At 71.3% G+C, this 20579-nt stretch carries 19 protein-coding genes and 1 pseudogene; 13 read left to right on the forward strand and 7 right to left on the reverse strand.

Annotation, left to right across the window (positions count from 1 at the left end):
• Window positions 1–65: 65 nt before the first annotated feature.
• The 5 genes from aroH (at window position 66) to der (ending at window position 4546) form a co-directional block, all read left to right on the forward strand.
• A complete protein-coding gene (aroH, locus tag ACZ7M7_RS24595) occupies window positions 66–434 on the forward strand; it encodes a chorismate mutase (RefSeq protein WP_383629091.1) in 369 nt (122 codons plus the stop codon).
• Window positions 431–1516 (forward strand): prephenate dehydrogenase, encoded by a 1086-nt coding sequence (locus ACZ7M7_RS24600; protein ID WP_451168662.1) that lies wholly within the window; start codon window positions 431–433, stop codon window positions 1514–1516. Before aroH ends, ACZ7M7_RS24600 begins: the two co-directional genes overlap by 4 nt.
• A gap of 143 nt (window positions 1517–1659) precedes the next feature.
• A complete protein-coding gene (gene cmk / locus ACZ7M7_RS24605) occupies window positions 1660–2346 on the forward strand; it encodes a (d)CMP kinase (protein ID WP_383615386.1) in 687 nt (228 codons plus the stop codon).
• Window positions 2304–2987 (forward strand): lysophospholipid acyltransferase family protein, encoded by a 684-nt coding sequence (locus tag ACZ7M7_RS24610; protein WP_383615389.1) that lies wholly within the window; start codon window positions 2304–2306, stop codon window positions 2985–2987. The genes cmk and ACZ7M7_RS24610 overlap by 43 nt, the downstream gene beginning before the upstream one ends.
• A gap of 80 nt (window positions 2988–3067) precedes the next feature.
• Window positions 3068–4546, forward strand: a complete 1479-nt coding sequence (gene der / locus ACZ7M7_RS24615) for a ribosome biogenesis GTPase Der (protein ID WP_383615391.1) — start codon at window positions 3068–3070, stop codon at window positions 4544–4546.
• Window positions 4547–4612: 66 nt separating this feature from the next.
• Here the strand turns inward: der and ACZ7M7_RS24620 are convergent, their stop codons facing one another.
• Together ACZ7M7_RS24620 and ACZ7M7_RS24625 are read right to left on the reverse strand one after the other, a co-directional pair.
• Window positions 4613–4966 (reverse strand): hypothetical protein, encoded by a 354-nt coding sequence (locus ACZ7M7_RS24620; RefSeq protein ID WP_328882608.1) that lies wholly within the window; start codon window positions 4964–4966, stop codon window positions 4613–4615.
• Window positions 4967–5078: 112 nt separating this feature from the next.
• Window positions 5079–5861: a hypothetical protein gene (locus tag ACZ7M7_RS24625; RefSeq protein ID WP_383629093.1), complete on the reverse strand. Its 783-nt coding sequence runs from the start codon at window positions 5859–5861 to the stop codon at window positions 5079–5081.
• A 531-nt stretch (window positions 5862–6392) separates the two neighbouring features.
• Here ACZ7M7_RS24625 and ACZ7M7_RS24630 point away from each other — a divergent pair.
• Both ACZ7M7_RS24630 and ACZ7M7_RS24635 read left to right on the forward strand, forming a co-directional pair.
• Window positions 6393–7067, forward strand: a complete 675-nt coding sequence (locus ACZ7M7_RS24630) for a transglycosylase family protein (protein ID WP_472120317.1) — start codon at window positions 6393–6395, stop codon at window positions 7065–7067.
• Between the two features lie 116 nt (window positions 7068–7183).
• On the forward strand, window positions 7184–7729 hold the full coding sequence (locus ACZ7M7_RS24635; protein ID WP_383615400.1) for a transglycosylase family protein: 546 nt from the start codon (window positions 7184–7186) through the stop codon (window positions 7727–7729).
• Here the strand turns inward: ACZ7M7_RS24635 and ACZ7M7_RS24640 are convergent.
• From ACZ7M7_RS24640 to ACZ7M7_RS24650, 3 genes are read right to left on the reverse strand one after another with little or no spacing between them, the layout of a single operon-like run.
• Entirely contained in the window at window positions 7662–8339 is a 678-nt protein-coding gene (locus ACZ7M7_RS24640; protein WP_472120319.1) for an ABC transporter ATP-binding protein, read from the reverse strand. The genes ACZ7M7_RS24635 and ACZ7M7_RS24640 overlap by 68 nt on opposite strands.
• Window positions 8336–11062, reverse strand: a complete 2727-nt coding sequence (locus tag ACZ7M7_RS24645; protein ID WP_472120321.1) for an ABC transporter permease subunit — start codon at window positions 11060–11062, stop codon at window positions 8336–8338. The genes ACZ7M7_RS24640 and ACZ7M7_RS24645 overlap by 4 nt, the downstream gene beginning before the upstream one ends.
• Window positions 11063–11073: 11 nt before the next feature.
• The gene (locus ACZ7M7_RS24650) at window positions 11074–11550 is read right to left on the reverse strand and encodes a hypothetical protein (protein WP_383615408.1); all 477 of its coding nucleotides are present in this window, start codon (window positions 11548–11550) and stop codon (window positions 11074–11076) included.
• Window positions 11551–11706: 156 nt separating this feature from the next.
• Here ACZ7M7_RS24650 and ACZ7M7_RS24655 point away from each other — a divergent pair, with 156 nt between their 5' ends.
• The 4 genes from ACZ7M7_RS24655 (at window position 11707) to ACZ7M7_RS24670 (ending at window position 15082) form a co-directional block, all read left to right on the forward strand.
• Entirely contained in the window at window positions 11707–12291 is a 585-nt protein-coding gene (locus tag ACZ7M7_RS24655; protein WP_472120323.1) for an MTB12 C-terminal domain-containing protein, read from the forward strand.
• On the forward strand, window positions 12266–13561 hold the full coding sequence (locus ACZ7M7_RS24660; protein ID WP_472120325.1) for an ABC transporter substrate-binding protein: 1296 nt from the start codon (window positions 12266–12268) through the stop codon (window positions 13559–13561). The genes ACZ7M7_RS24655 and ACZ7M7_RS24660 overlap by 26 nt, the downstream gene beginning before the upstream one ends.
• 69 nt (window positions 13562–13630) lie before the next feature.
• Entirely contained in the window at window positions 13631–14023 is a 393-nt protein-coding gene (locus tag ACZ7M7_RS24665) for a hypothetical protein (RefSeq protein ID WP_369270105.1), read from the forward strand.
• A gap of 18 nt (window positions 14024–14041) precedes the next feature.
• Window positions 14042–15082 (forward strand): helix-turn-helix transcriptional regulator, encoded by a 1041-nt coding sequence (locus tag ACZ7M7_RS24670; protein WP_383615417.1) that lies wholly within the window; start codon window positions 14042–14044, stop codon window positions 15080–15082.
• Here the strand turns inward: ACZ7M7_RS24670 and ctaD are convergent.
• Window positions 15081–16793, reverse strand: a pseudogene (gene ctaD / locus ACZ7M7_RS24675) (aa3-type cytochrome oxidase subunit I); the annotation flags it as partial. The gene ACZ7M7_RS24670 and the pseudogene ctaD sit on opposite strands and share 2 nt — an antisense overlap.
• Before the next feature lie 331 nt (window positions 16794–17124).
• On the opposite strand from ctaD, the gene ACZ7M7_RS24680 reads away from it, so the two are divergent.
• Window positions 17125–17340, forward strand: a complete 216-nt coding sequence (locus tag ACZ7M7_RS24680) for an I78 family peptidase inhibitor (RefSeq protein ID WP_383615420.1) — start codon at window positions 17125–17127, stop codon at window positions 17338–17340.
• Window positions 17341–17433: 93 nt separating this feature from the next.
• Here ACZ7M7_RS24680 and ACZ7M7_RS24685 read toward each other — a convergent pair whose 3' ends face one another.
• A complete protein-coding gene (locus tag ACZ7M7_RS24685; protein ID WP_383629096.1) occupies window positions 17434–18471 on the reverse strand; it encodes a phosphatase PAP2 family protein in 1038 nt (345 codons plus the stop codon).
• A 435-nt stretch (window positions 18472–18906) separates the two neighbouring features.
• On the opposite strand from ACZ7M7_RS24685, the gene ACZ7M7_RS24690 reads away from it, so the two are divergent.
• On the forward strand, window positions 18907–20508 hold the full coding sequence (locus ACZ7M7_RS24690) for an MFS transporter (RefSeq protein WP_383607568.1): 1602 nt from the start codon (window positions 18907–18909) through the stop codon (window positions 20506–20508).
• The last annotated feature ends 71 nt before the right edge of the window (window positions 20509–20579 follow it).

The following is a 20579-nucleotide window of genomic DNA, read 5'->3' on the forward strand; positions in this document are numbered from 1 at the left end:
CGCACCGGGGCTGACTAGGCTGGACAGCCGAAGAGTCGATCCGTACGTCAGCAAGGAGCAGCGTCGTGGCGGTACGAGCGGTCCGGGGGGCCGTCCAACTGGAGCGGGACGAGGCCGGCCACATGGACGAGCAGGTCGGGGCCCTGCTCACCGCGATCCTGGAGCGGAACGACCTCACCGCGGACGATCTGATCAGCATCTGGTTCACGGCCACGCCCGACCTGCACAGCGACTTCCCGGCAGCCGCCGCCCGCAAGCTCGGCAACGGCTTCGCCGACGTACCGCTGATCTGCGCCCAGGAACTGGACATCGAGGGCGCCATGCCCCGGGTCGTACGGGTCCTCGCGCACATCGAGTCCGACAAGCCCCGCGCCGGCATCGCGCACGTCTACCTCGGTGCCGCGGCCGCCCTGCGCAAGGACATCGCCCAGTGAGAACCGCACTCGTCATCGGCACCGGCCTCATCGGCACGTCCGCCGCCCTCGCGCTGGCGGGACGGGGCGTCGTCGTCCACCTCGCCGACCACGACCCCGAGCAGGCCCGCACGGCGGCCGCGCTCGGCGCCGGCACGGACGAGGCGCCCGACGGCCCCGTCGACCTCGCGATCATCGCCGCCCCGCCCGCGCACGTGGCCGGCGTGCTCGCCGACGCCATGCGCCGGGGCGCGGCCCGCGGCTACCTCGACGTGGCCAGCGTCAAGGGCGGGCCACGCCGTGAGCTGGAGGCGCTCGGGCTCGACCTGTCGTCGTACATCGGTACGCATCCCATGTCGGGGCGTGAGAAGTCCGGCCCCCTGGCCGCGAGCGCCGACCTCTTCGAGGGCCGCCCCTGGGTGCTGACGCCGACCCGCGACACCGACACCGAGGTGCTGAACCTCGCCCTGGAGCTGGTCTCGCACTGCCGGGCCGTGCCGGTGGTGATGGACGCCGACGCCCACGACCGTGCGGTGGCCCTCGTGTCCCACATGCCGCACCTGATGTCCAGCATGGTCGCCGCGCGTCTGGAGAACGCCGAGGAGACGGCCGTACGGCTGTGCGGTCAGGGCATCCGTGATGTGACGCGGATCGCGGCCTCCGATCCCGGGATGTGGATCGACATCCTCTCCGCGAACCCCGGGCCCGTCGCCGACCTGCTCACCGATGTCGCGACCGACCTGGAGGAGACGGTGCGGGCGCTGCGGGCGCTGCAGTCCTCCGACGAGGACAAGCGGCTGGAGGGCACGTCCGGCATCCAGGGCGTGCTGCGGCGGGGGAACGCGGGGCAGGTGCGCGTTCCCGGCAAGCACGGGGCGGCTCCTCGGACCTACGAGGTCGTCGCCGTGCTGATCGACGACCAGCCGGGACAACTGGCGCGGATCTTCGCCGACGCGGGGCTGGCCGGGGTCAACATCGAGGACGTACGGATCGAGCATGCGACCGGGCAGCAGGCGGGTCTGGTCCAGCTGATGGTGGAGCCGAAGGCGGCGCCGGTGTTGTCGGCGGCCCTGCGGGAGCGGGGCTGGGCGATCCGTCAGTAGGGGCCCGACCCCCACCGCCCTGCCCCGTGGCAGCCCGGTCGGCTCACGGGCGGCCGGACGAGTGACGCGCACCCAGTAACCTTGTGCGGGGCGCCCTCGCGTCCCCACACTCCCGTCACACCGCATCTGGAAGGTGTCCTCCCGTGGAAAACGGTGCCGCCAAGCCCGTGATTGTCGCCATCGACGGCCCCTCCGGCACGGGCAAGTCGAGCACGTCGAAGGCCGTTGCCGCGCAGCTCGGGCTGAGCTACCTCGACACCGGCGCCCAGTACCGGGCGATCACCTGGTGGATGGTGGCCAACGGGATCGACATAGAGGACCCGACCGCGATCGCCGCCGTGGCCGGCAAGCCGGAGATCGTCTCCGGCACCGAGCCGGGCAACCCGACGATCACCGTCGACGGCACCGACGTGTCCGGCCCGATCCGCACCCAGGAGGTCACCTCCCAGGTCAGCGCGGTCAGCGCGGTGCCCGACGTGCGGGCCCGGATCACCGAGCTGCAGCGCTCCCTGGCGACCTCCGCGGAGGTCGGCATCGTCGTCGAGGGCCGTGACATCGGTACGACCGTGCTGCCCGACGCCGACCTGAAGATCTTCCTCACCGCCTCCCCGGAGGCCCGCGCGGCCCGCCGCAGCGGTGAGCTGAAGGGCGCCGACGTGCACACGACCCGCGAGGCGCTGCTGAAGCGGGACGCGGCCGACTCCAGCCGCAAGACCTCGCCGCTCGCCAAGGCGGACGACGCGGTCGAGGTGGACACCACCGAGCTCACGCTGCAGCAGGTCATCGAGTGCGTCGTGACGCTCGTCGAGGAGAAGCGAGCCGGAAAGTGATCCCACCTTCCGAGAGAGGTGCCGACGTCGGGCGGCGCATCGGCGTCGGCCTGATGTACGGGCTGTGGCGGCCCCGGGTCCTGGGTGCCTGGAAGGTGCCCCCGACCGGGCCGGTGATCTTCGCGGTCAACCACAGCCACAACATCGACGGGCCGATGGTGATGGGCGTGTCGCCCCGGCCCGTGCACTTCCTGATCAAGAAGGAAGCCTTCGTCGGCCCGCTCGACCCCTTCCTGACCGGCATCGGCCAGCTGAAGGTGGACCGCCACTCCGCCGACCGCACGGCGATAACGCAGGCCCTCGACGTGCTGTCCAACGGCGGCGTCCTCGGCATCTTCCCCGAGGGCACCCGCGGTGAGGGCGACTTCGCCTCGCTGCGTGCCGGGCTCGCCTACTTCGCCGTGCGCGCCGGGGCGCCCGTCGTCCCGGTCGCGGTGCTGGGAAGTTCCGAGAAGCGGGGACGGTTGATGAAGGGGCTGCCGCCGCTGCGCCACCGCGTCGACGTCGTGTACGGCGACCCCTTCGAGGCGGGCGACGGCAGCGGACGGCGTACGCGCAAGGCTCTCGACGAGGCGACCGAGCGCATCCAGAAGCAGCTCACCGCGCACCTGGAAAACGCAAGGCGACTGACCGGTCGCTAGGCGACACTGAGTAGTGGATCAGCAGGGCGACAGCCGCGCGGTCCACCGATCACCACGATGAACGACGAGGTACGGACTTCATGAACGACCACATCCACTCCGAGGGCTCGCCCGACGGGCACGACCACGGAGAGCTTGGCGACGCCGAGTACGCGGAGTTCATGGAGCTCGCCGCGGAAGAGGGCTTCGACCTCGAGGACGTCGAGGGTGCCATCGAGGCGGCCGGTCACGGACCGCTGCCCGTGCTCGCCGTCGTCGGCCGGCCGAATGTCGGCAAGTCGACTCTGGTGAACCGCATCATCGGTCGTCGCGAGGCCGTCGTCGAGGACAAGCCCGGCGTCACCCGCGACCGGGTGACCTACGAGGCCGAATGGGCCGGCCGCCGCTTCAAGGTCGTCGACACCGGCGGCTGGGAGCAGGACGTCCTCGGCATCGACGCCTCCGTGGCCGCGCAGGCCGAGTACGCGATCGAGGCCGCCGACGCCGTCGTCTTCGTCGTCGACGCCAAGGTGGGCGCCACCGACACCGACGAGGCCGTCGTACGACTGCTGCGCAAGGCCGGCAAGCCCGTGGTGCTGTGCGCCAACAAGGTGGACGGCCCCAGCGGTGAGGCCGACGCGACCTACCTGTGGTCCCTGGGCCTCGGTGAGCCGCACCCCGTCTCCGCGCTGCACGGCCGTGGCACCGGCGACATGCTGGACTCCGTTCTGGAGGCCCTGCCGGACGCGCCCGAGCAGACCTTCGGCGGCGCCGGGATCGGCGGCCCCCGCCGGATCGCGCTCATCGGCCGCCCGAACGTCGGCAAGTCCTCCCTGCTGAACAAGGTGGCGGGCGAGGAGCGCGTCGTCGTCAACGAGCTGGCCGGCACCACCCGTGACCCGGTCGACGAGCTCATCGAACTGGGCGGCGTGACCTGGAAGTTCGTCGACACGGCGGGCATCCGCAAGCGCGTCCACCTCCAGCAGGGCGCCGACTACTACGCCTCGCTGCGCACCGCGGCCGCCGTCGAGAAGGCCGAGGTGGCGGTCATCCTGATCGACGCCTCCGAGTCCATCTCGGTCCAGGACCAGCGCATCGTGACGATGGCCGTCGAGGCGGGCCGCGCGATGGTCATCGCCTACAACAAGTGGGACACCCTCGACGAGGAGCGCCGCTACTACCTGGAGCGGGAGATCGAGACCGAGTTCGGCCAGGTCGCCTGGGCGCCCCGGGTGAACGTCTCGGCGTACACCGGCCGCCACATGGAGAAGCTGGTCCCGGCGATCGAGACGGCCCTCGCGGGCTGGGAGACCCGGGTTCCGACCGGCCGGCTCAACGCCTTCCTCGGCGAGCTGGTCGCCGCCCACCCGCACCCGATCCGCGGCGGCAAGCAGCCCCGCATCCTGTTCGGCACCCAGGCCGGCGTCAAGCCCCCGCGGTTCGTGCTCTTCGCCTCCGGCTTCATCGAGGCGGGCTACCGCCGCTTCATCGAACGCCGGCTGCGTGAGGAGTTCAGCTTCGAGGGGACGCCGATCCACATCTCGGTGCGGGTGCGCGAGAAGCGCGGCAAGAAGAAGTAGCGGCAAGAGGTACTTGAGCACACGTCGAAGGGGCGGCCCTCATCGGGCCGCCCCTTCGACGTGTGCTCAGCCCCTGCGTGCCGGCGGCAGCGCGGCCGGGACGTGGTGCATCCCCGCGCCCTGCGGGCCGATGTGCCCGACGCGCTGCCACTGCGGCTGCTGGCCGTTGCTGCCGTGCCGGGCGCTGTGGGCCCCCGCGCTGTAGGCGCTGTACGAACTGCTGAACGACCCAGGGCGATGACCCCCGTACGAGCCCGTGCCGCGCTGCATGTTCCCGAACGCGACGAACCCCATGTCCTCCTCCCCGCTGCGATCACCCGGCAGCGAGCGGAAGGACTTGACGTACTCGGCATAGAGCGCGTCGTAGATCGGCGTGGGCGATGAGCCGCCCTGGAGGCGGGGAACGTCGTATGCATGCACGTATGTCCAAACGACCCCGCGCTCGAAGAGATGCGGCCGTGGTGAAGGGTCGCCTGCTCATCGGAGGCGGGGGCGACGCACTACACGCACAGCCCCCTGGTGGCGGGCTCCCTCAGGTCCCCGCCAGCGGGAGGGCGGCCCCGACCAACTTTCCGTTGGCCGCCGCCTTGTCCAGCGCCCCGCGGAGCAGGTCCTCCCGAGGCTGGCGGCCGATGGAACCCACCGGCGCCGCGAACATCAGCACCTGCTGATGCTTGTTCGCGGCGGCCCGCCACCCGTCGGTCACCTGAAGAGGCTGATGCGCCTGCCACCACGCGACCGGCTGCCCCCCGGTCGGCCCAGGCTGCAGAACCGCGTGCAGCTGCCCCATGGCCAGCAGTACGGACCACCCGTGCAGCACCGGCGGCACGTCGGCCAGCTCCGTCAGCGGCATGAACCCCTGCTCGATGAGCAGCGGCAGGAAGTCGTCCCCGGCACCGAACGCTCCGGGCCGCACGATGGGGCCGGTCGGCTCGACCACCAGGGCGGGGTGCAACTCCCCGGCGATCAGCACCAGTCCGCTGGTGACCCCGAGCACGGCCTGCTCCGGCACGATCGACTCCGGCTCCAGGTCGACCCGGTCGCCGGTGATGGACTTCACGGCACCCTGCAACTGCTCCTCGGTGACCTGGACGATCTGGGAGGGCAGACAGGTGGCGTGGGCGAAGGCGAGGACGGCGGTCTCGTCCCCGATGAACAGGACGGTGCTGGTGCGCTCCTGTTCGGAGTCGCCCGGGGTGCGGCAGGAGGTGCAGTCGTAACTGCCCGGGGCGTTCTCTCCGGCGAGCAGCCGGTCGGCCTCTTCGTCGCCGATCTCGGCACGTACCTCGTCGCTGACGTCGAGCATGCGCGGCACGGGTGGCTCCCTCGGGATGTGGTGCGGCCGGGTGGCTCCCGGCCCGTGAACCGGGCGGGTCCCGGGCTCATGAAGAAGACAACGGACGATCTGTGGCGGGAGTCACGCATCAGGGCGAACGGAATCGAACCATCCATCGCGCACCGTCACCTCGGGTGCGGAATCGCGCACTCACGGTCAACTGGAGGGAAATGCAAGGCAGTTGGTTGCGTGGGGTGCGTCACAGATCGTCGGGGTCGTTGGTCGACAAATCCGGAAATCAGCGAATGAAGTGGGTGGCTTAAATTCGCCGATACCGGGGGTAACTGCGAACTGGCCTGGAGCGACGAGGAGTTGGTTGATGCCGACTGCCCGCTGTCCATAGATTCCTCGGCCGTGTGCAACGAGCACCGCTCGGGTACGTCCGCCGACCGCACCAACCAGCTTGCAGCACCATCCTCGGGCGGACGGGGCGAGCGCGACTCACACGCCCGGTGGCGTGGGAGTGGCCTACCGCCTTGAGGGACCCCGGGTCCTTGGAGAGGGAACTACATGTCCGAATGTGCCGATACCACTCACAACAACGCTCGTAAGGCGCCGAAGGCTCCGAACGGGAGCCGGACTCGTACGACGGCGGTCCTCGCCGGGGCGGCACTGCTCGCCCCGCTCGGACTGCTGGCCGCGACCGGCAACGCCGCAGCGGCGGACAGTGGAGTGTGGGACCGCATCGCCCAGTGCGAGAGCGGCGGCAACTGGCACATCAATACCGGCAACGGCTACTACGGCGGACTGCAGTTCGCCGCCTCCACCTGGCGCGCGTACGGCGGTACGGCCTACGCGGCCACGGCGGACCGGGCTAGCAAGGACCAGCAGATCGCGGTGGCCACCAAGGTCCAGCGCGCACAGGGGTGGGGCGCGTGGCCGACTTGTTCGGCCCGCGCCGGAGCGTCCGGCAGCGCACCCGCGGCTTCCGCCGCCGGCTCGGGCGCCCCCGCCGCCAAGGCGGCCCCGTCGACTCCGGCGCAGAAGTCGGAGCGTTCGGAGCGTTCGTCGGGACACACGAACCGCAACTCGTCCCGCGGTGACTACACCGTCCGTCAGGGCGACACGCTCAGCGGCATCGCCGCCCGGCACGGGACCACGTGGCGGCAGATCCACGAGGCCAACAAGTCCGTGATCGGCGCCGATCCCCACCTCATCGTGCCCGGGCAGCGCCTCGAACTCTGAGCGGCGCTCCCTGCCCACGCTTCGGTGCCCCGCCCGGTCCGCCGACCGGGTGGGGCACCGGCGTTCGTCGGACGCGCCGCGCGGGATGGCCGCAATCGGCTGCCTAGCGTGCTCATATGAAATGCACACCGCTCACGATCGTCCTGGCCGCCACGCTGTTCACAGCCGTCGCCCCGGGACCGACGCACGCAGCACAGGCAACACACGCAACGCGGCACATCCATACGGCGCCGCCCCGGCCGGCCCCCGGACCGCCCCCCAAACCCGCGGCGCTCTCCTGCGCCAAGGACCAGTGGCCCTGGGGCTGTGTCGCCAAGTGCGAGAGCGGCGGGAATTGGCACATCAACACCGGCAACGGCCACTACGGGGGGCTTCAGTTCTCGCAGAGCACCTGGGAGGGCTTCGGCGGGTCGAAGTACGCCCCGCGCGCGGATCTCGCCAGCCGCAAGGAGCAGATCGCCATCGCCCGGAAGGTGGTGGCGACTCAGGGGTGGGGAGCCTGGCCGCACTGCTCGAGACGGTACGGGCTCAAGGGCCGTATGGAGCTGCGGCGGCCCAGCGTCACGGACCGGCTGACCTCGAAGACATCGCAGCTCATCCGGAAGGGGTCGACCCGGTTCGGAGCGCTGCACGGCGCTCCCATTCGGCCGACTCGCCGCTGAACACGACCGCACCGCGACGCAGTTCGTAGACGAGTGCCGCCCGGCCGTGCAGTCCGGGCGGGATTCGTTGCTCTGCGACGACCACGCAGGCGTCGAGTTCGCTCAGGAGCTCGTACGTACGGGCGGCGACCGTGGGCGACATGCCCTGCACGGGTTCGTCAACGAGCACGACACGCGCGCGTGCCAGCAGGGCGCGGGACAGGGCCAGCATGCGCTGCTCGCCGCCCGAGAGGGTGCCTGCGCGGCGGGCGAGGAGCGATGCGAGCCGGGGGTAGGCGTCGAGGGCGATGTCGTACGACCGGCCCGCGAGTTCGAGGTTCTCGCGCACGGTGAGGGAGCCGAACACCGCCTGCCGCTCGGGGACCAGGCACAGTCCACGGCGGGCCCTCTCGTACGCGGGCATCCGGGTCACGTCGGCGCCGTCCCACACGACCGCGCCGCCGGACAGCGGCACGGTTCCGGCCAGGGCGCGCAGCGCTGTCGTACGGCCGGATCCGTTCCGGCCCAGCAGGACGGTGAGGCCGGGGCCGGGGGCGGCGAGGGTGATGCCGTGGAGGGCCTCCAGAGGGCCGTAGCGCACGCGCGCGTGGCGCAGGGAGATCGTCGTCATGCGGGTGCTTCCTGGGAGCCTGCCGCGTCGAGCACGCGGTCGGGAGGGCCGGAGGCGACGATGCGGCCCGCCGCCATGACGTGCACGGTGTCGGCGAGGTCGGCGACCAGGTCGAGGTCGTGCTCGACGACGAGCAGGGCGGTGCCGTCGGCGGCGAGTGCCTTCAGGACGCGGGCCAGTGCGGTGACCTCGGCGGTGTCGAGGCCGGCGGCGGGTTCGTCGAGGAGCAGCACGCGCGGGCCGCCCGCGAGGGCCCTGGCCAGTTCCACGCGCCTCAGGGTGCCGGTGGGGAGGTCCGCGGCCGGCAGGGCCCGCACGGGGCCGTCGAGTCCCAGGAGCCGGAGGGCCCGCTCCACGGCCGAGGGGTCCCGGAGCCGTCCCTGCTCTGCGCCTACGCGAACGTTCTCGGCCACGGTCAGGGAGGGGAAGACCGCCAGTTGCTGGAAGGTGCGGGCGATGCCGAGGCGGGTGCGGGCGTGGGCGGAAAGGCGGGTGATGTCGCGGGTGCCGAGCAGGACTTGGCCGTGGGTGGGGCGGTGGGTGCCGGCCAGGCAGTGGAACAGGGTGCTTTTTCCCGCGCCGTTGGGGCCGACGACGGCGGTGACCCGGCCTGGGTGGACGGTGAGGGTGATGTCGTCGAGGGCGGTGAAGTTGTCGTAGCGGGCCTGGAGGTGGTGCGTGACGAGTGCCGGTGCGTGGGTGGGCACGTGTCCTTCGGCCGCGTTCGGTTTCCCACCCGAACCGCCCGAGCGCCTTTCGCCGTCGGGTGCGGGTGGCCCTTGCGGAGGCTGAGCGCCGGCGGCCTCCTGGCCTGCGACGCCCGACGCGGTCAAGCCCGTCAGGGTCGGCCGAGGCCCGGCTCCTGGCTCCGCCGGCCGCAGTCGCCTCCGTACTCCCAGCCCCACCGCCGTCAGCCTCGCCCCGCGCCGCAGGCGCAGCCTCCCCGCCGCCGACCGCAGCGCTTCGTACGGTCCGCCGGGGAAGCGGCCCACCAGAACCGCGAGGATGCCGATCAGGGCGGCCGCCACACCGCCGCGTGCGCCCGCGTCGAGACCGACCAGGAGGGCCGCGGCGGCCAGGGCGCCGAGCGTGCTGTCGGCGCCCAGGACCACCACCGCGGCGAACCAGAGGAGGCCGCGGACGGGGTCGTAGGCGGCCGGGTCGAAGGCGCGCAGTCCCATGCCGAGCATCCCGCCGCCCAGGGCTGCCAGGGCGGCGCCGGAGACGAAGGCCAGGAGCTTGAGGGAGGGCACCTGGACGCCGGCCGCCGACGCCCCGGACTCGTGGTCCCGCATCGCCGCCAGGGCCCGGCCCGTGCGGCCCCGGCGCAGCAGCCAGGTCGTCAGCAGGGCGGCTGCGAGGAGGGACAGTTCCAGGACGTAGTAGGCGCGGTCGCCCTCGAAGCCCGCCGGGCGGCCGAGGGACAGACCCGAGATCGCGTAAGGCTGGGCGAAGACGAAGCGGCTCACGCCGACGCCGACCGCGAACGTCGCCAGCGCAAGGGCCAGGCCCCGGCGGCTGATCGCCGGCCAGCCGGTGAGGAGGCCGAGTGGGGCCACCAGGACGACCGCCAGCGCGAGGGCCGCGAGCTCCGGCAGCCGGGGGAGGCCCGGGAAGCGGCCTGCCGCCAGCAGGGCCGTGAACAGGGCGCCGAGGCCCGCGTACGCCGCCTGGCCGAGGGAGATCTGGCCGCCGCGGCCGGTGACGACGACCAGGGAGAGCAGCACCACGCCCAGCGCCGGCACCTGCACCGACGTATGCAGGTCCGAGCCCGCGAAGCCCAGGGGGAGCAGGAAGAGGACCATCGCCACGATCCAGGCGCCCGGAGGGGTCGGCACGCGCGCGGTGGCCGAGCGGGGGAGAGCGTCGCGGGTGCCGACGCGGGGGAGGGCCAGGGCCGCGATCAGCAGGGCGACGACGAAGAGGTTCGTGCTGACGGCCTGGAGGAGCGGCGCGCCCCAGCCCGTCGGGTGCAGCCGCGTCAGCTGGCTCTGCGCCACCCCGATGGCCAGCGCCGTCAGCACGGCGACCGGCAGGCTGCGCATCCGTGCGGCCACCGCGACCGCGACCACCTCCATGACCAGCAGCGGCAGGCCGTACGGGTCCAGGCGCACGTACGGGGCCAGCAGCACGCCCGTCAGACCCGCCGTGAACGAGCCGAACGCCCAGCCGGCCGCCGCCACCCGGTCCGCGTCGACACCGCCGAGGACCGCCAGCTGACGGTCGTCGACCACGGCACGCAGCTCCCGGCCGAAGCGCGTCCAGCGGATCACCGCACCGACCCCGGCCGCCAGCACCAGCGCCACCGCCAGCTGGCCCCAGGGCTCCGCCGACATCAGCTCCGGCGCGTCGTCCCGCGCCCCCTGACCCCACAGCAGTACCGCGCCGCCCACCAGCAGCACGAAGACGCCGATGGACGCGACCAGGGTCTGCGCCGGGTCGCTGCCCAGGACCGCCAGCGGCCGGAAGACGAACCGTTCCAGCGCCATCCCGATACCGGGCGCGAGCACCAGCAGGGTCACCGCCGCGCCCGCCCACAGCGGCCAGCCCCACTCCACCACGCACTGCCGCAGCGCATACGCGCACACCATCGCGATCGCCCCGTGCGCGAAGTTCAGCACGCCGGTCGCCCGGTACGTCACGACCAGGCCGATCCCGCTGAGCGCCGCGGCGCTGCCGACCGCCAGACCGGCCAGCGTGAGGTCGTACGTCAGGGAGGACACCGGGGCGGACCTCAGTCGTCCGCTTCGGCGGGCTCACAGATCGGGCACGGACCCAGCTCGCCGCTGCGCACCAACTTCGCGTCGACCGGTACGGCCTCCGCCTTCCCTGCGACCAGGGGGCAGTCCGCGCGGTGCCAGAGGGTGCCGCCCGGCACCATCAGCAGGTCCCCGCTGACCGCTGCCGGCGCCGCGGCCGCCTGTCCGGACTCATCGGCGTAGACCGGCTCCACGGCCACCAGAAGGCCGTACAGCTCCTCCACGCGCGCGGCGGCGAGCGCGCCCCGGCCGTGGGTCAGCAGCAGCGACCCGGCGATGATCAGCGCGGCGCCGGGAACCGTGCACGACGCGAGGTACGGCAGCTGCCGCTCGGCGAAGCGCTCGCCGGAGACGCCGTACCAACCGATGACGCACAACACCGCGCCGGCCGCGAGCGCGGCCCAGCCGGCCCACAGGACGGGGTGCACGGTCCGCAGTCGGGCTGTCCGCATCGCTGGCTCCCACGCGTCGGGTTCGGGGGCACGCACACCGGGTTTCGGCGCATGTGCCTGTCCATGTCAGCCAATGGCTTGCACTATGCCTCCTGCAAGCTGACCCTGAAAGCACCGGGCGCACACAGCCCGGATCGACACCCGGCGGTGAGCCAGATGGTTCTCGGGAGCGACCTCAGGCGGAGCAACGCGCACAGGCGGTACGGCCCACGGGCGACGGGGCGGGGGACGGCGACGGCCGCGGCCCTGCTCCTCTTTCTCGCTCCGGCCCTGGCCGCCTGCAGCGACGACGAGGGAGGCGGCGGCAACGAGACCCCGCCGACACCCACCGTCGAGCAGACCGAGCCGGGCGAACAGCAGTCGCCGGCCGCGACGGCGCCCGCCGACGCGGGGGCGGCCGAGACGGAGATCAAGCAGAACTGGCAGAAGTTCTTCGACCCGGCGACGCCCATGGAGGAAAAGCAGACCGTCCTGGAGAACGGCGACCGCATGGGGCCGGTCCTGCAGGCGTTCAGCGGTGACGAGCGCGGCGGGCAGGTCGAGGCGAAGGTCTCCAAGGTCGAGTTCACCTCGCCGACCGGCGCGAACGTGACCTACGACCTGACGCTGAAGGGCGCGACCGCCCTGCCCAACGCCTCCGGCACCGCCGTCGAACAGGACGGCACCTGGAAGGTGTCCGCGAAGACACTGTGCGCGCTGGTCCAGTTGAGCGGCAATGGGTCGCCGATCCCGGGGTGCTGAGGCGGCGATCGCCGTGGTGGTGCTGGCTCTGAGTACGGCGTGCGGCAGCCGGCTGCCGGAGAGCGACTTCGAGCACCGCGACCGGGGCGGCCCCACCACACCCGCGGGCGACCGCGCGCCGATCCGGGTCGGCATCATCACGAGCGCCACCAGCCCGGTCGGCGGCAGCGCCTTCACCGGCCCGCGCGACGGTGCCAAGGCGTACTTCGACCGTCTCAACGCACGCGGCGGCATCGACGGCCGCCGCGTCGAGGTGCGCGAGTGCGACGACGGCGGCAGCGGCGTCGGCAACAACGAGTGCGTGCACAAGCTCATCGACGAGGAGAAGGTCGTCGCCCTGGTCGCCACCACCGCCCTGGACTACGCGGGCGCCTCCCGCGTGTCACGCGCACGCGTGCCCGACATCGGCGGCCAGCCCATCGGAACCGCCTACGACACCTACCCGCACCTGTACGGCATCTACGGCAGCCTCGCGCCCCGCAACGGCACCACCGGCTGGGACGGCAAGCAGTACGGCGGCACCGAGGTCTACCGCTACTTCAAGCGTGAGCACGGCGCCCGTACGGCCGCCGTCGTCTCGTACAACCAGTCCGCGTCCGCCGCCTACGCCCGGCTCATCGAGCGCGGACTGAAGGCCGAGGGCTACAAGGTCGTCACCGAGCAGGTCGACTTCGCGCTGCCCAACTTCCGCGCGGTGGCGGCCGATCTGAAGGAGCAGGGCGCCGACCTTGTCTTCGACGCCATCGACACCCACGGCAACGCCCAGCTGTGCAAGGCGATGGACGACGTCGGCGCCGAGGTCACCGCCAAGGTCACGAACGTCCAGAACTGGACGTCCACTGTGGCCGATGAGTACAAGGACGCTCCGCGGTGCCGCAACGCCCTGTGGGCCACCGGATCGTCCCGCAACCACGAGGACACCGGCCAGGAAGCCGTACGGGAGTTCAGGGACGCCACCAAGGGGCTCAAGACGCACTCCCAGTGGCAGCTGGAGGGCTGGGCGGCGGCCATGTGGTTCACGGACGCGGCGAAGTCGTGCGCCCGCCGGGGTGTCACGCGTGCGTGCGTCGACGACTTCATGAACCGCAGTCAGGGATACACCGCCGACGGTCTGTTGCTCCCGGTCCGTTTCGAGCGGCGGGCCGAGCCGCCGCAGACCCGCCGGACGTGTCTGTCCGTGGCCCGCTGGGAGGACGGCCGGGGCTGGGTCTCCCAAGGAGACATGAACAACACGTGCTTCGACGTCCCGCAGCTGTCGTACCAGCCGTGACGGGCAACCAAAAGGCGGTATCGCCGGTCCAACCGACAGAGCCGAGAGCCGAGGGAGGAACCGCAGCGCATGACGCCCGTGTCGCAGGCAGTACCCCTGCGCGCCGACTGCATCGCGGATTCGGCGGGCGGGCTGACCTTTGACGTCACCGCGGTCGTGGCCACCGAGGCGGCCCACCTCGTGCTGCGCCACCGCGAGGGCGACGAGGAGGTCACCCTGCCCCTGACCCCGGCCACGACGGGCCGGCTGCGCGCGGCGCTCCCCAGCAGCGTGGCCCTGCCGGAGGGCCACTGGGACGCCTACGCCAGCGTGACGGAGGAGGAGTCGGACCACCGACTGGCGCCGGGTGACATGGACGTGCACCCCTCCGCCTCCCGGGTCCCGTACGAAACCCGGCAAGGCAACCTGAGCGTCGAATCCCGGGTGCCGGCAACGCTGTTAGGGGCACTCCCGAGCCCCTGAGCGAGGCAAAATCGGATCATGTTGGAGACCTCGGCAAGACTCCTGCGGCTGCTCTCCCTGCTTCAGGCCCATCGCGAGTGGTCCGGCGCCGACCTGGCCGACCGTCTCGGCGTCACCGCGCGCACGATCCGCCGGGACGTCGACCGGCTGCGTGAGCTGGGCTACCCGGTCAACGCCAGCCCCGGCACCGGCGGCGGCTACCAGCTCGGTGCGGGGGCCGAGCTGCCGCCCCTGCTGCTGGACGACGACGAGGCGGTCGCCGTGGCCGTAGGGCTGCGCACGGCCGCGGGCCAGGGCATCGAGGGCATCGGCGAGACCTCGGTGCGGGCCCTCGCCAAGCTGGAGCAGGTCCTGCCGAACCGGCTGCGCCGCCGCGTGGGTGCCCTGAACGCCTTCACCGTGCCGATGCTGCGGGGCCCCCAGCCCTCCGCCGTCGACCCGGCCGTGCTGACCGAGCTGGCCAACCTCTGCCGGGACGCCGAACGCCTGCGCTTCGAGTACCGCGACCACGACGGCGCCCCGACCCGCCGTACCGTCGAGCCGCACCGCCTGGTGTGCAGCGAACGGCGCTGGTACCTGGTCGCCTGGGACCTCGACCGCGAGGACTGGCGTACGTTCCGCGTCGACCGCATCACCCCCAAGCCGCCGCACGGCCCGCACTTCACCCCGCGCACCCCGCCCGCCGAGGACCTCGCCGCGTACGTCTCCCAGGGCGTCTCCACGCGCGCGTACGCCTCGCACGCCGTCGTCCGGCTCCTGGTGCCCCTGGAGGAGGCCGCCGCGAGCATCTCGCCCACCACAGGGCAGCTGGAGGCGGACGGTCCCGACAGCTGCCTGCTGCGCACCGGGGCCGGGAGCCTCGACGTGATGGTGATCCACGTGATGCTGCTGGGCTTCGAGTTCGAGGTCTTGGAGCCGGTCGGACTGGTCGAGGCGATCAGGACTGCTCACGGTCGGCTTGCTCGCTCTTTGGCTCGGGCTGCGGAGCCTCCAACGCGTGCGCCGGGTGGTGCAGGTCGAACGCCGGGGACTCGGAGCGGATCTTCGGCAGCGCGTTGAAGTTGTGCCGCGGAGGCGGGCAGGAGGTGGCCCACTCCAGGGAGCGGCCGTAGCCCCAGGGGTCGTCGACCTCGACCTTCTTGCCGTACTTCGTGGTCTTCCAGACGTTGTAGAGGAACGGCAGCGTCGACATGCCGAGCAGGAACGCGCCGATCGTCGAGACCGTGTTCAGCACGGTGAAGCCGTCGGCGGCGAGATAGTCGGCGTAGCGGCGCGGCATGCCCTCGGCGCCCAGCCAGTGCTGCACCAGGAACGTGGTGTGGAAACCGACGAACAGCGTCCAGAAGTGGATCTTGCCCAGCCGTTCGTCGAGCATCTTGCCGGTGAACTTGGGCCACCAGAAGTGGAACCCGGCGAAGATCGCGAACACGACGGTGCCGAAGACGACGTAGTGGAAGTGGGCCACGACGAAGTACGAGTCGGAGACGTGGAAGTCCATCGGCGGCGACGCCAGGATCACCCCGGTCAGCCCGCCGAAGAGGAACGTCACCAGGAAGCCCGTCGCCCACAGCATGGGTGTCTCGAAGGACAGCGAGCCCTTGATCATGGTCCCGGACCAGTTGAAGAACTTCACGCCCGTCGGGACGGCGATCAGGAAGCTCATGAAGGAGAAGTACGGCAGCAGCACCGCGCCGGTGACGAACATGTGGTGCGCCCACACCACGATCGACAGACCGGTGATCGCCATCGTCGCCCCGACCAGCGTCAGATATCCGAAGATCGGCTTGCGGCTGAAGACCGGGATGATCTCCGTGATGATGCCGAAGAACGGCAGCGCGATGATGTACACCTCGGGATGCCCGAAGAACCAGAACAGGTGCTGCCACAGCAGCGCCCCGCCGTTGGCCGCCTCGAACACCACCGAGCCGAACCGCCGGTCCGCCTCCAGCACCAGCAGCGCGGCCGCGAGCACCGGGAACGCCATCAGGATCAGGATCGACGTGAACAGCGTGTTCCACACGAAGATCGGCATCCGGAACATCGTCATGCCGGGGGCGCGCATCCCGATGATCGTGGTGATGAAGTTGACCGCACCGAGGATCGTGCCGAAGCCCGCCAGCGCCAGGCCCATGATCCACAGATCGGGACCGATGCCGGGGGAGCGCTCCAGGCTGTTGAGCGGCGCGTAGGCGAACCAGCCGAAGGAGGCGGGCCCGTTCGGCACGATCAGCGAGCCCATCACGATCAGACCGCCGAACAGGAACAGCCAGTACGAGAACATGTTCAGCCGTGGGAACGCCACGTCCGGGGCGCCGATCTGCAGCGGCATCAGCTCGTTGGCGAAGCCCGCGAAGGTCGGGGTCGCGAAGAGCAGCAGCATGATCGTGCCGTGCATCGTGAACAGCTGGTTGAACTGCTCGTTGCTCAGGATCTGCATCCCCGGCCGGGCCAGTTCGGCCCGCATCAGCAGGGCCATGACACCACCGGCCAGAAAGAACCCGAACGACGTGATCAGGTAGAGGTGCCCGATCTTCTTGTGGTCCGTGGTGGTCAGCCAGTCGACGACCACCCGGCCGCCCGGCTGCTTGCTCCGCATGGGCCGTGCCGTCGCCTCTGCGGTGTGCGTCCCCATCGCTCGCTCGCCCCTTCGCTCGTCGCGCCCCGGGCCCGCTGAAGCCCGCGCCGCACGCGCCGACGCGAGCTCACGCCATGATGCTCGCGTCGGCGGCGCTCCGACAGAGGGCGTACGGGGGTTCTGTGGCGGAACCATGTACTTTCTGTGCGGCACCGGCTCTCGCGGCCACCGCACCCGCCGCGGCAGCAGCTAATGTCGACGCGGCGGGAAATGGAGTCCGCGGCAGTTCCCCGGGAACTTTTCCTCCGGCCTATTGGCCATGGCTTCGCGACACGCAGGAATTACGATCGAATGCCTGCGGAAGGACTACGGAACCGCTCATCCGTGTGACGCGGAGTGTCCGAAACGCGTGTCGTGGTTCTGTGACAAAAGCGTGACCCCAGAGGTACGTGCGACCTGGATGGCAGCTACAAAGGCCATCGGTCCGCTCTGGCCCGATCCCGAGCGAAGGCCCTAGCGTGGCGGCATGGCACCCATTCCGAAACCCCCTGCCGAACCACAGGACAGCCCGGACACTTATGTCGGCCTCGACGCCGACCGGGCCGAGCGACTGGCCCGTGACCGAGGGTGGTCGACGGTGCGTTCGCTGCCGCCGGGGGCGATCATCACCATGGAGTACCGGAGCGGCCGGATGAACTTCGAGGTGAAGGACGGCCGGGTGGCGCGGGCCTGGAAGGGTTGACGAAGGGCGACGGCCCCGGTTCCTGACGCAGGAACCGGGGCCGTCGCCGTGTGCCGGGGTGGTTGTGTGTACCGAGCCCCGCTCTCCGGGCCGTCAGCCGCCCGTGAGAGGGCGGGCCGGCTGGGCCGGGCCGCGGGTGATGCGCTCCGTGTGCGGCGGGCGGCGGCTGCCGGCCGGGGTGACCGGGGTGCGCTCCCCGCGGGCCGTGTGCGGGCCGGGGGCCAGGTAGGCGGGCGGGTGGACGGTCGTCCGGGGCGAGTGGGCCGAGGAGGCCGCCTCGCGTGCCACGACCTCGTCGTCGACGGCCACGTGGCGCGGCTTGAGCAGCACCGGAGCCTCGACCGGGGCGGTCGGCACCGCCACCGTGCCGGCCCGGCGCTCGCGCCAGCGGTCGCGCAGGTCGAAGATCCAGGCCTCGGAGCGGGCGATCAGCGGCTCGAACCACGGCAGGGCGAGCAGGATCAGCAGGCCCGCGGCCCAGCCGAGCAGCACATCGCTCAGCCAGTGCGTACCGAGGTACACGGTGGACAGGCCGACGCCCAGCGAGGTCACCGCCGACAGGGCCGACAGCCAGCGGCGCGCTCTCGGGGTCGAGGCCAGATAGGCCAGGATTCCCCAGGTCACCACGGCGTTGGCGGTGTGGCCGCTGGGAAATATATCGCCGCCGAGCCACATCTCGTTGGAGCCGACGGTCGTCGCGTAGTGCGGGCCGAGGCGGCCCATGCCGAGCTTGGCGGCACCCACCGTGACGTTCAGCAGCAGCAGGGAGACGCCGAGCGCGAGCAGCGGGCGCAGCGTGTGCTGCCGCCAGGATCGCCAGCCCAGCCAGGCCGCGACCATCACGGCGGTCGGGCCGCGCTGGCCGAGCACCACGTAGTAGTCGACGAAGGCGTGGATCTCGGCCCACTGCTGGTACGGACGGAAGAACATGACCTGCCAGTCGAGCCGGACCAGCCACGAGGTGATGAGGATGGCCCACACGATGGCCACGTAGAAGGCCAGGGTCGAGGTGAACAGCACGACCCTGTGCCGCGTCATCCGCGGCACATCGATGTGGGCCGGGCGTTCCGGCTCCCGGTCCAGCCTGGCGAAGACCCGGTCCAGACGGGTCAGCTTTCGTTCGGTACACACCCAATCGACGTTACAGCGAGTGAGCGCAGTTCAACGGCGATTCCACGGCTTTGTGATGACGATGTGATGTGGGATTCCTCTCAGGTGGAGGTTTATTTCCTAGGAATCCGCAATCATCGAACGCTACATCCTTCAATTCCTTTGATCATTCTGTTGGTTCGTTTTTTACTGCTTATGAATTCGTTCACCGAATCATGGCGTGGAATTCCCCTGGAGCTCACCGCTCCAGGGTGGCGGATGTGGCGTACGCCACACGCGTTGGCGTGGAGTCTGAGAGGTCCGCCACTCGGCACCGACGAGGACTCGCGTACTCTGACGAGTCACTCGCCCTTCGTTGCGCGGGCCGGAGACCACCGCTCCTCTCCGGCCGAGTCACGGGGAGTCCCCACCCCGTGTGCCCCGCCGAGGGCGAGGGAACATCTGGGAGGTACGTACATGTCCGGGACGACCACGGCTGCCGCTGCGCTGCGCCGTCGGGCGGCCGGGGCCGGTGCCAACCGCTGGGTCGTCCTCGTCGTCCTCTGTGTCAGCCTGCTGCTCGTCGCGGTCGACGCGACCGTGCTGCACGTGGCGGTGCCGGCTGTCACCGAGGACCTCAGGCCCGGCGCGATAGAGCTGCTCTGGATCGTCGACATCTATCCGCTGGTCTGCGCCTCGCTGCTGATTCTCTTCGGCACGCTCGGTGACCGGGTGGGCCGCAGACGGGTTCTGCTGCTGGGGTACGGCCTCTTCGGCGTCGCCTCCGGCCTCGCGGCCCTCGCGCACGATCCACAGGTACTGATCCTGGCCCGCGCCCTGCTCGGGGTCGGCGGCGCGATGATCATGCCCGCGACCCTGTCCATCCTGCGCCAGGTCTTCCCCGACCGGCGCGAGCGCGCCCTCGCCATCGGCATCTGGAGCGCCGTCGCCGCCGTCGGCGCGGCGGTCGGGCCGCTGCTCGGCGGCTTCCTCCTGGAGCACTTCTGGTGGGGCTCGGTCTTCCTCGTCAACATCCCGCTGATGCTGGTCAGCCTTCCGGTGGGACGCCTGCTGCTGCCCGAGTCGAAGGGTGACGGCAAGGGCCCCTGGGACGTGGTCGGCGCGCTGCTCGCGGCGGGCGGGCTGTTCGGCATGGTGCTGGGCGTCAAGCGGCTCGGCGGCGGAGAGCCGGTGGGCAGCCTGTTCACCGTGGTGCCGCTGGTGGTCGGCGTGGTGCTGCTGGTCCTCTTCGTACGACGGCAGCGACGGCGGGCGTACCCGCTGGTCGACCTCGGGATGTTCGCGCGGCCCGCGTTCAGTACGTCGGTCGGGTGCATCGTGCTGGCGATGCTCGCCCTCGTGGGGCTCGAGCTGATCGCGGCGCAGTATCTGCAGCTGGTGCTGGGCCTGTCGCCACTGGAGACGGGGCTGCGGCTGCTGCCGCTGACGTTCGCCGCGATGGCGGCCGGGCTGGCCGGCGCGCGGATGCTGCGGCGGTTCGGGCCGCGGCGCATGGTGTGCGCCGGGTTCTGTGTGACGGCCGTAGCGGTTCTGCTGCTCACGGCGATGGGCGGCGAGGACAACCCCGGCCTGCTGCTCTTCGGGTTCGTGCTGCTGGGCTTCGGCCTGGAGACGACGCTCTTCGGGGCGTACGAGTCGATGCTGAGCGAGGCTCCACAGGAGCAGGCCGGCGGGGCGGCGGCGATCGGTGAGACGTCGTACCAGCTGGGTGCCGGCATCGGCATCGCCCTGCTCGGCAGCGTGATGAACGCGGCGTACGCCCCCGGGCTGACGGACGTGTCGGGTGTCCCGGCATCGGCCTCCACGGCCGCTTCACACTCGCTGGGTGAGGCGTACGAGGTCGCTGCCCAGCTGGGCGGGTCGGCGGGGGTCGCCCTGCGCCATGCGGCGCAGAATGCCTTTGTGCACGGGCTGCATGTGACGTTGCTGGTGAGTGCGGGGCTGTTGCTGCTGGGCGCGGTGATGGCGTTGCGGTTGCCGCGGGTCATGCAGTGCGATGCGCCGACCGTGGAGTTGCCCAAGCCGAGGGAAGTCGCGGAGTCCCGCGTCTCCGCCTGACGAGCCTTGGCCTCTCGGTGCCGCTGTAACCGGGAGTCGTACTGGACGTGCACCGCACCGCGTCGTAGCGT

The organism is Streptomyces sp. NPDC111606, from assembly GCF_055656945.1.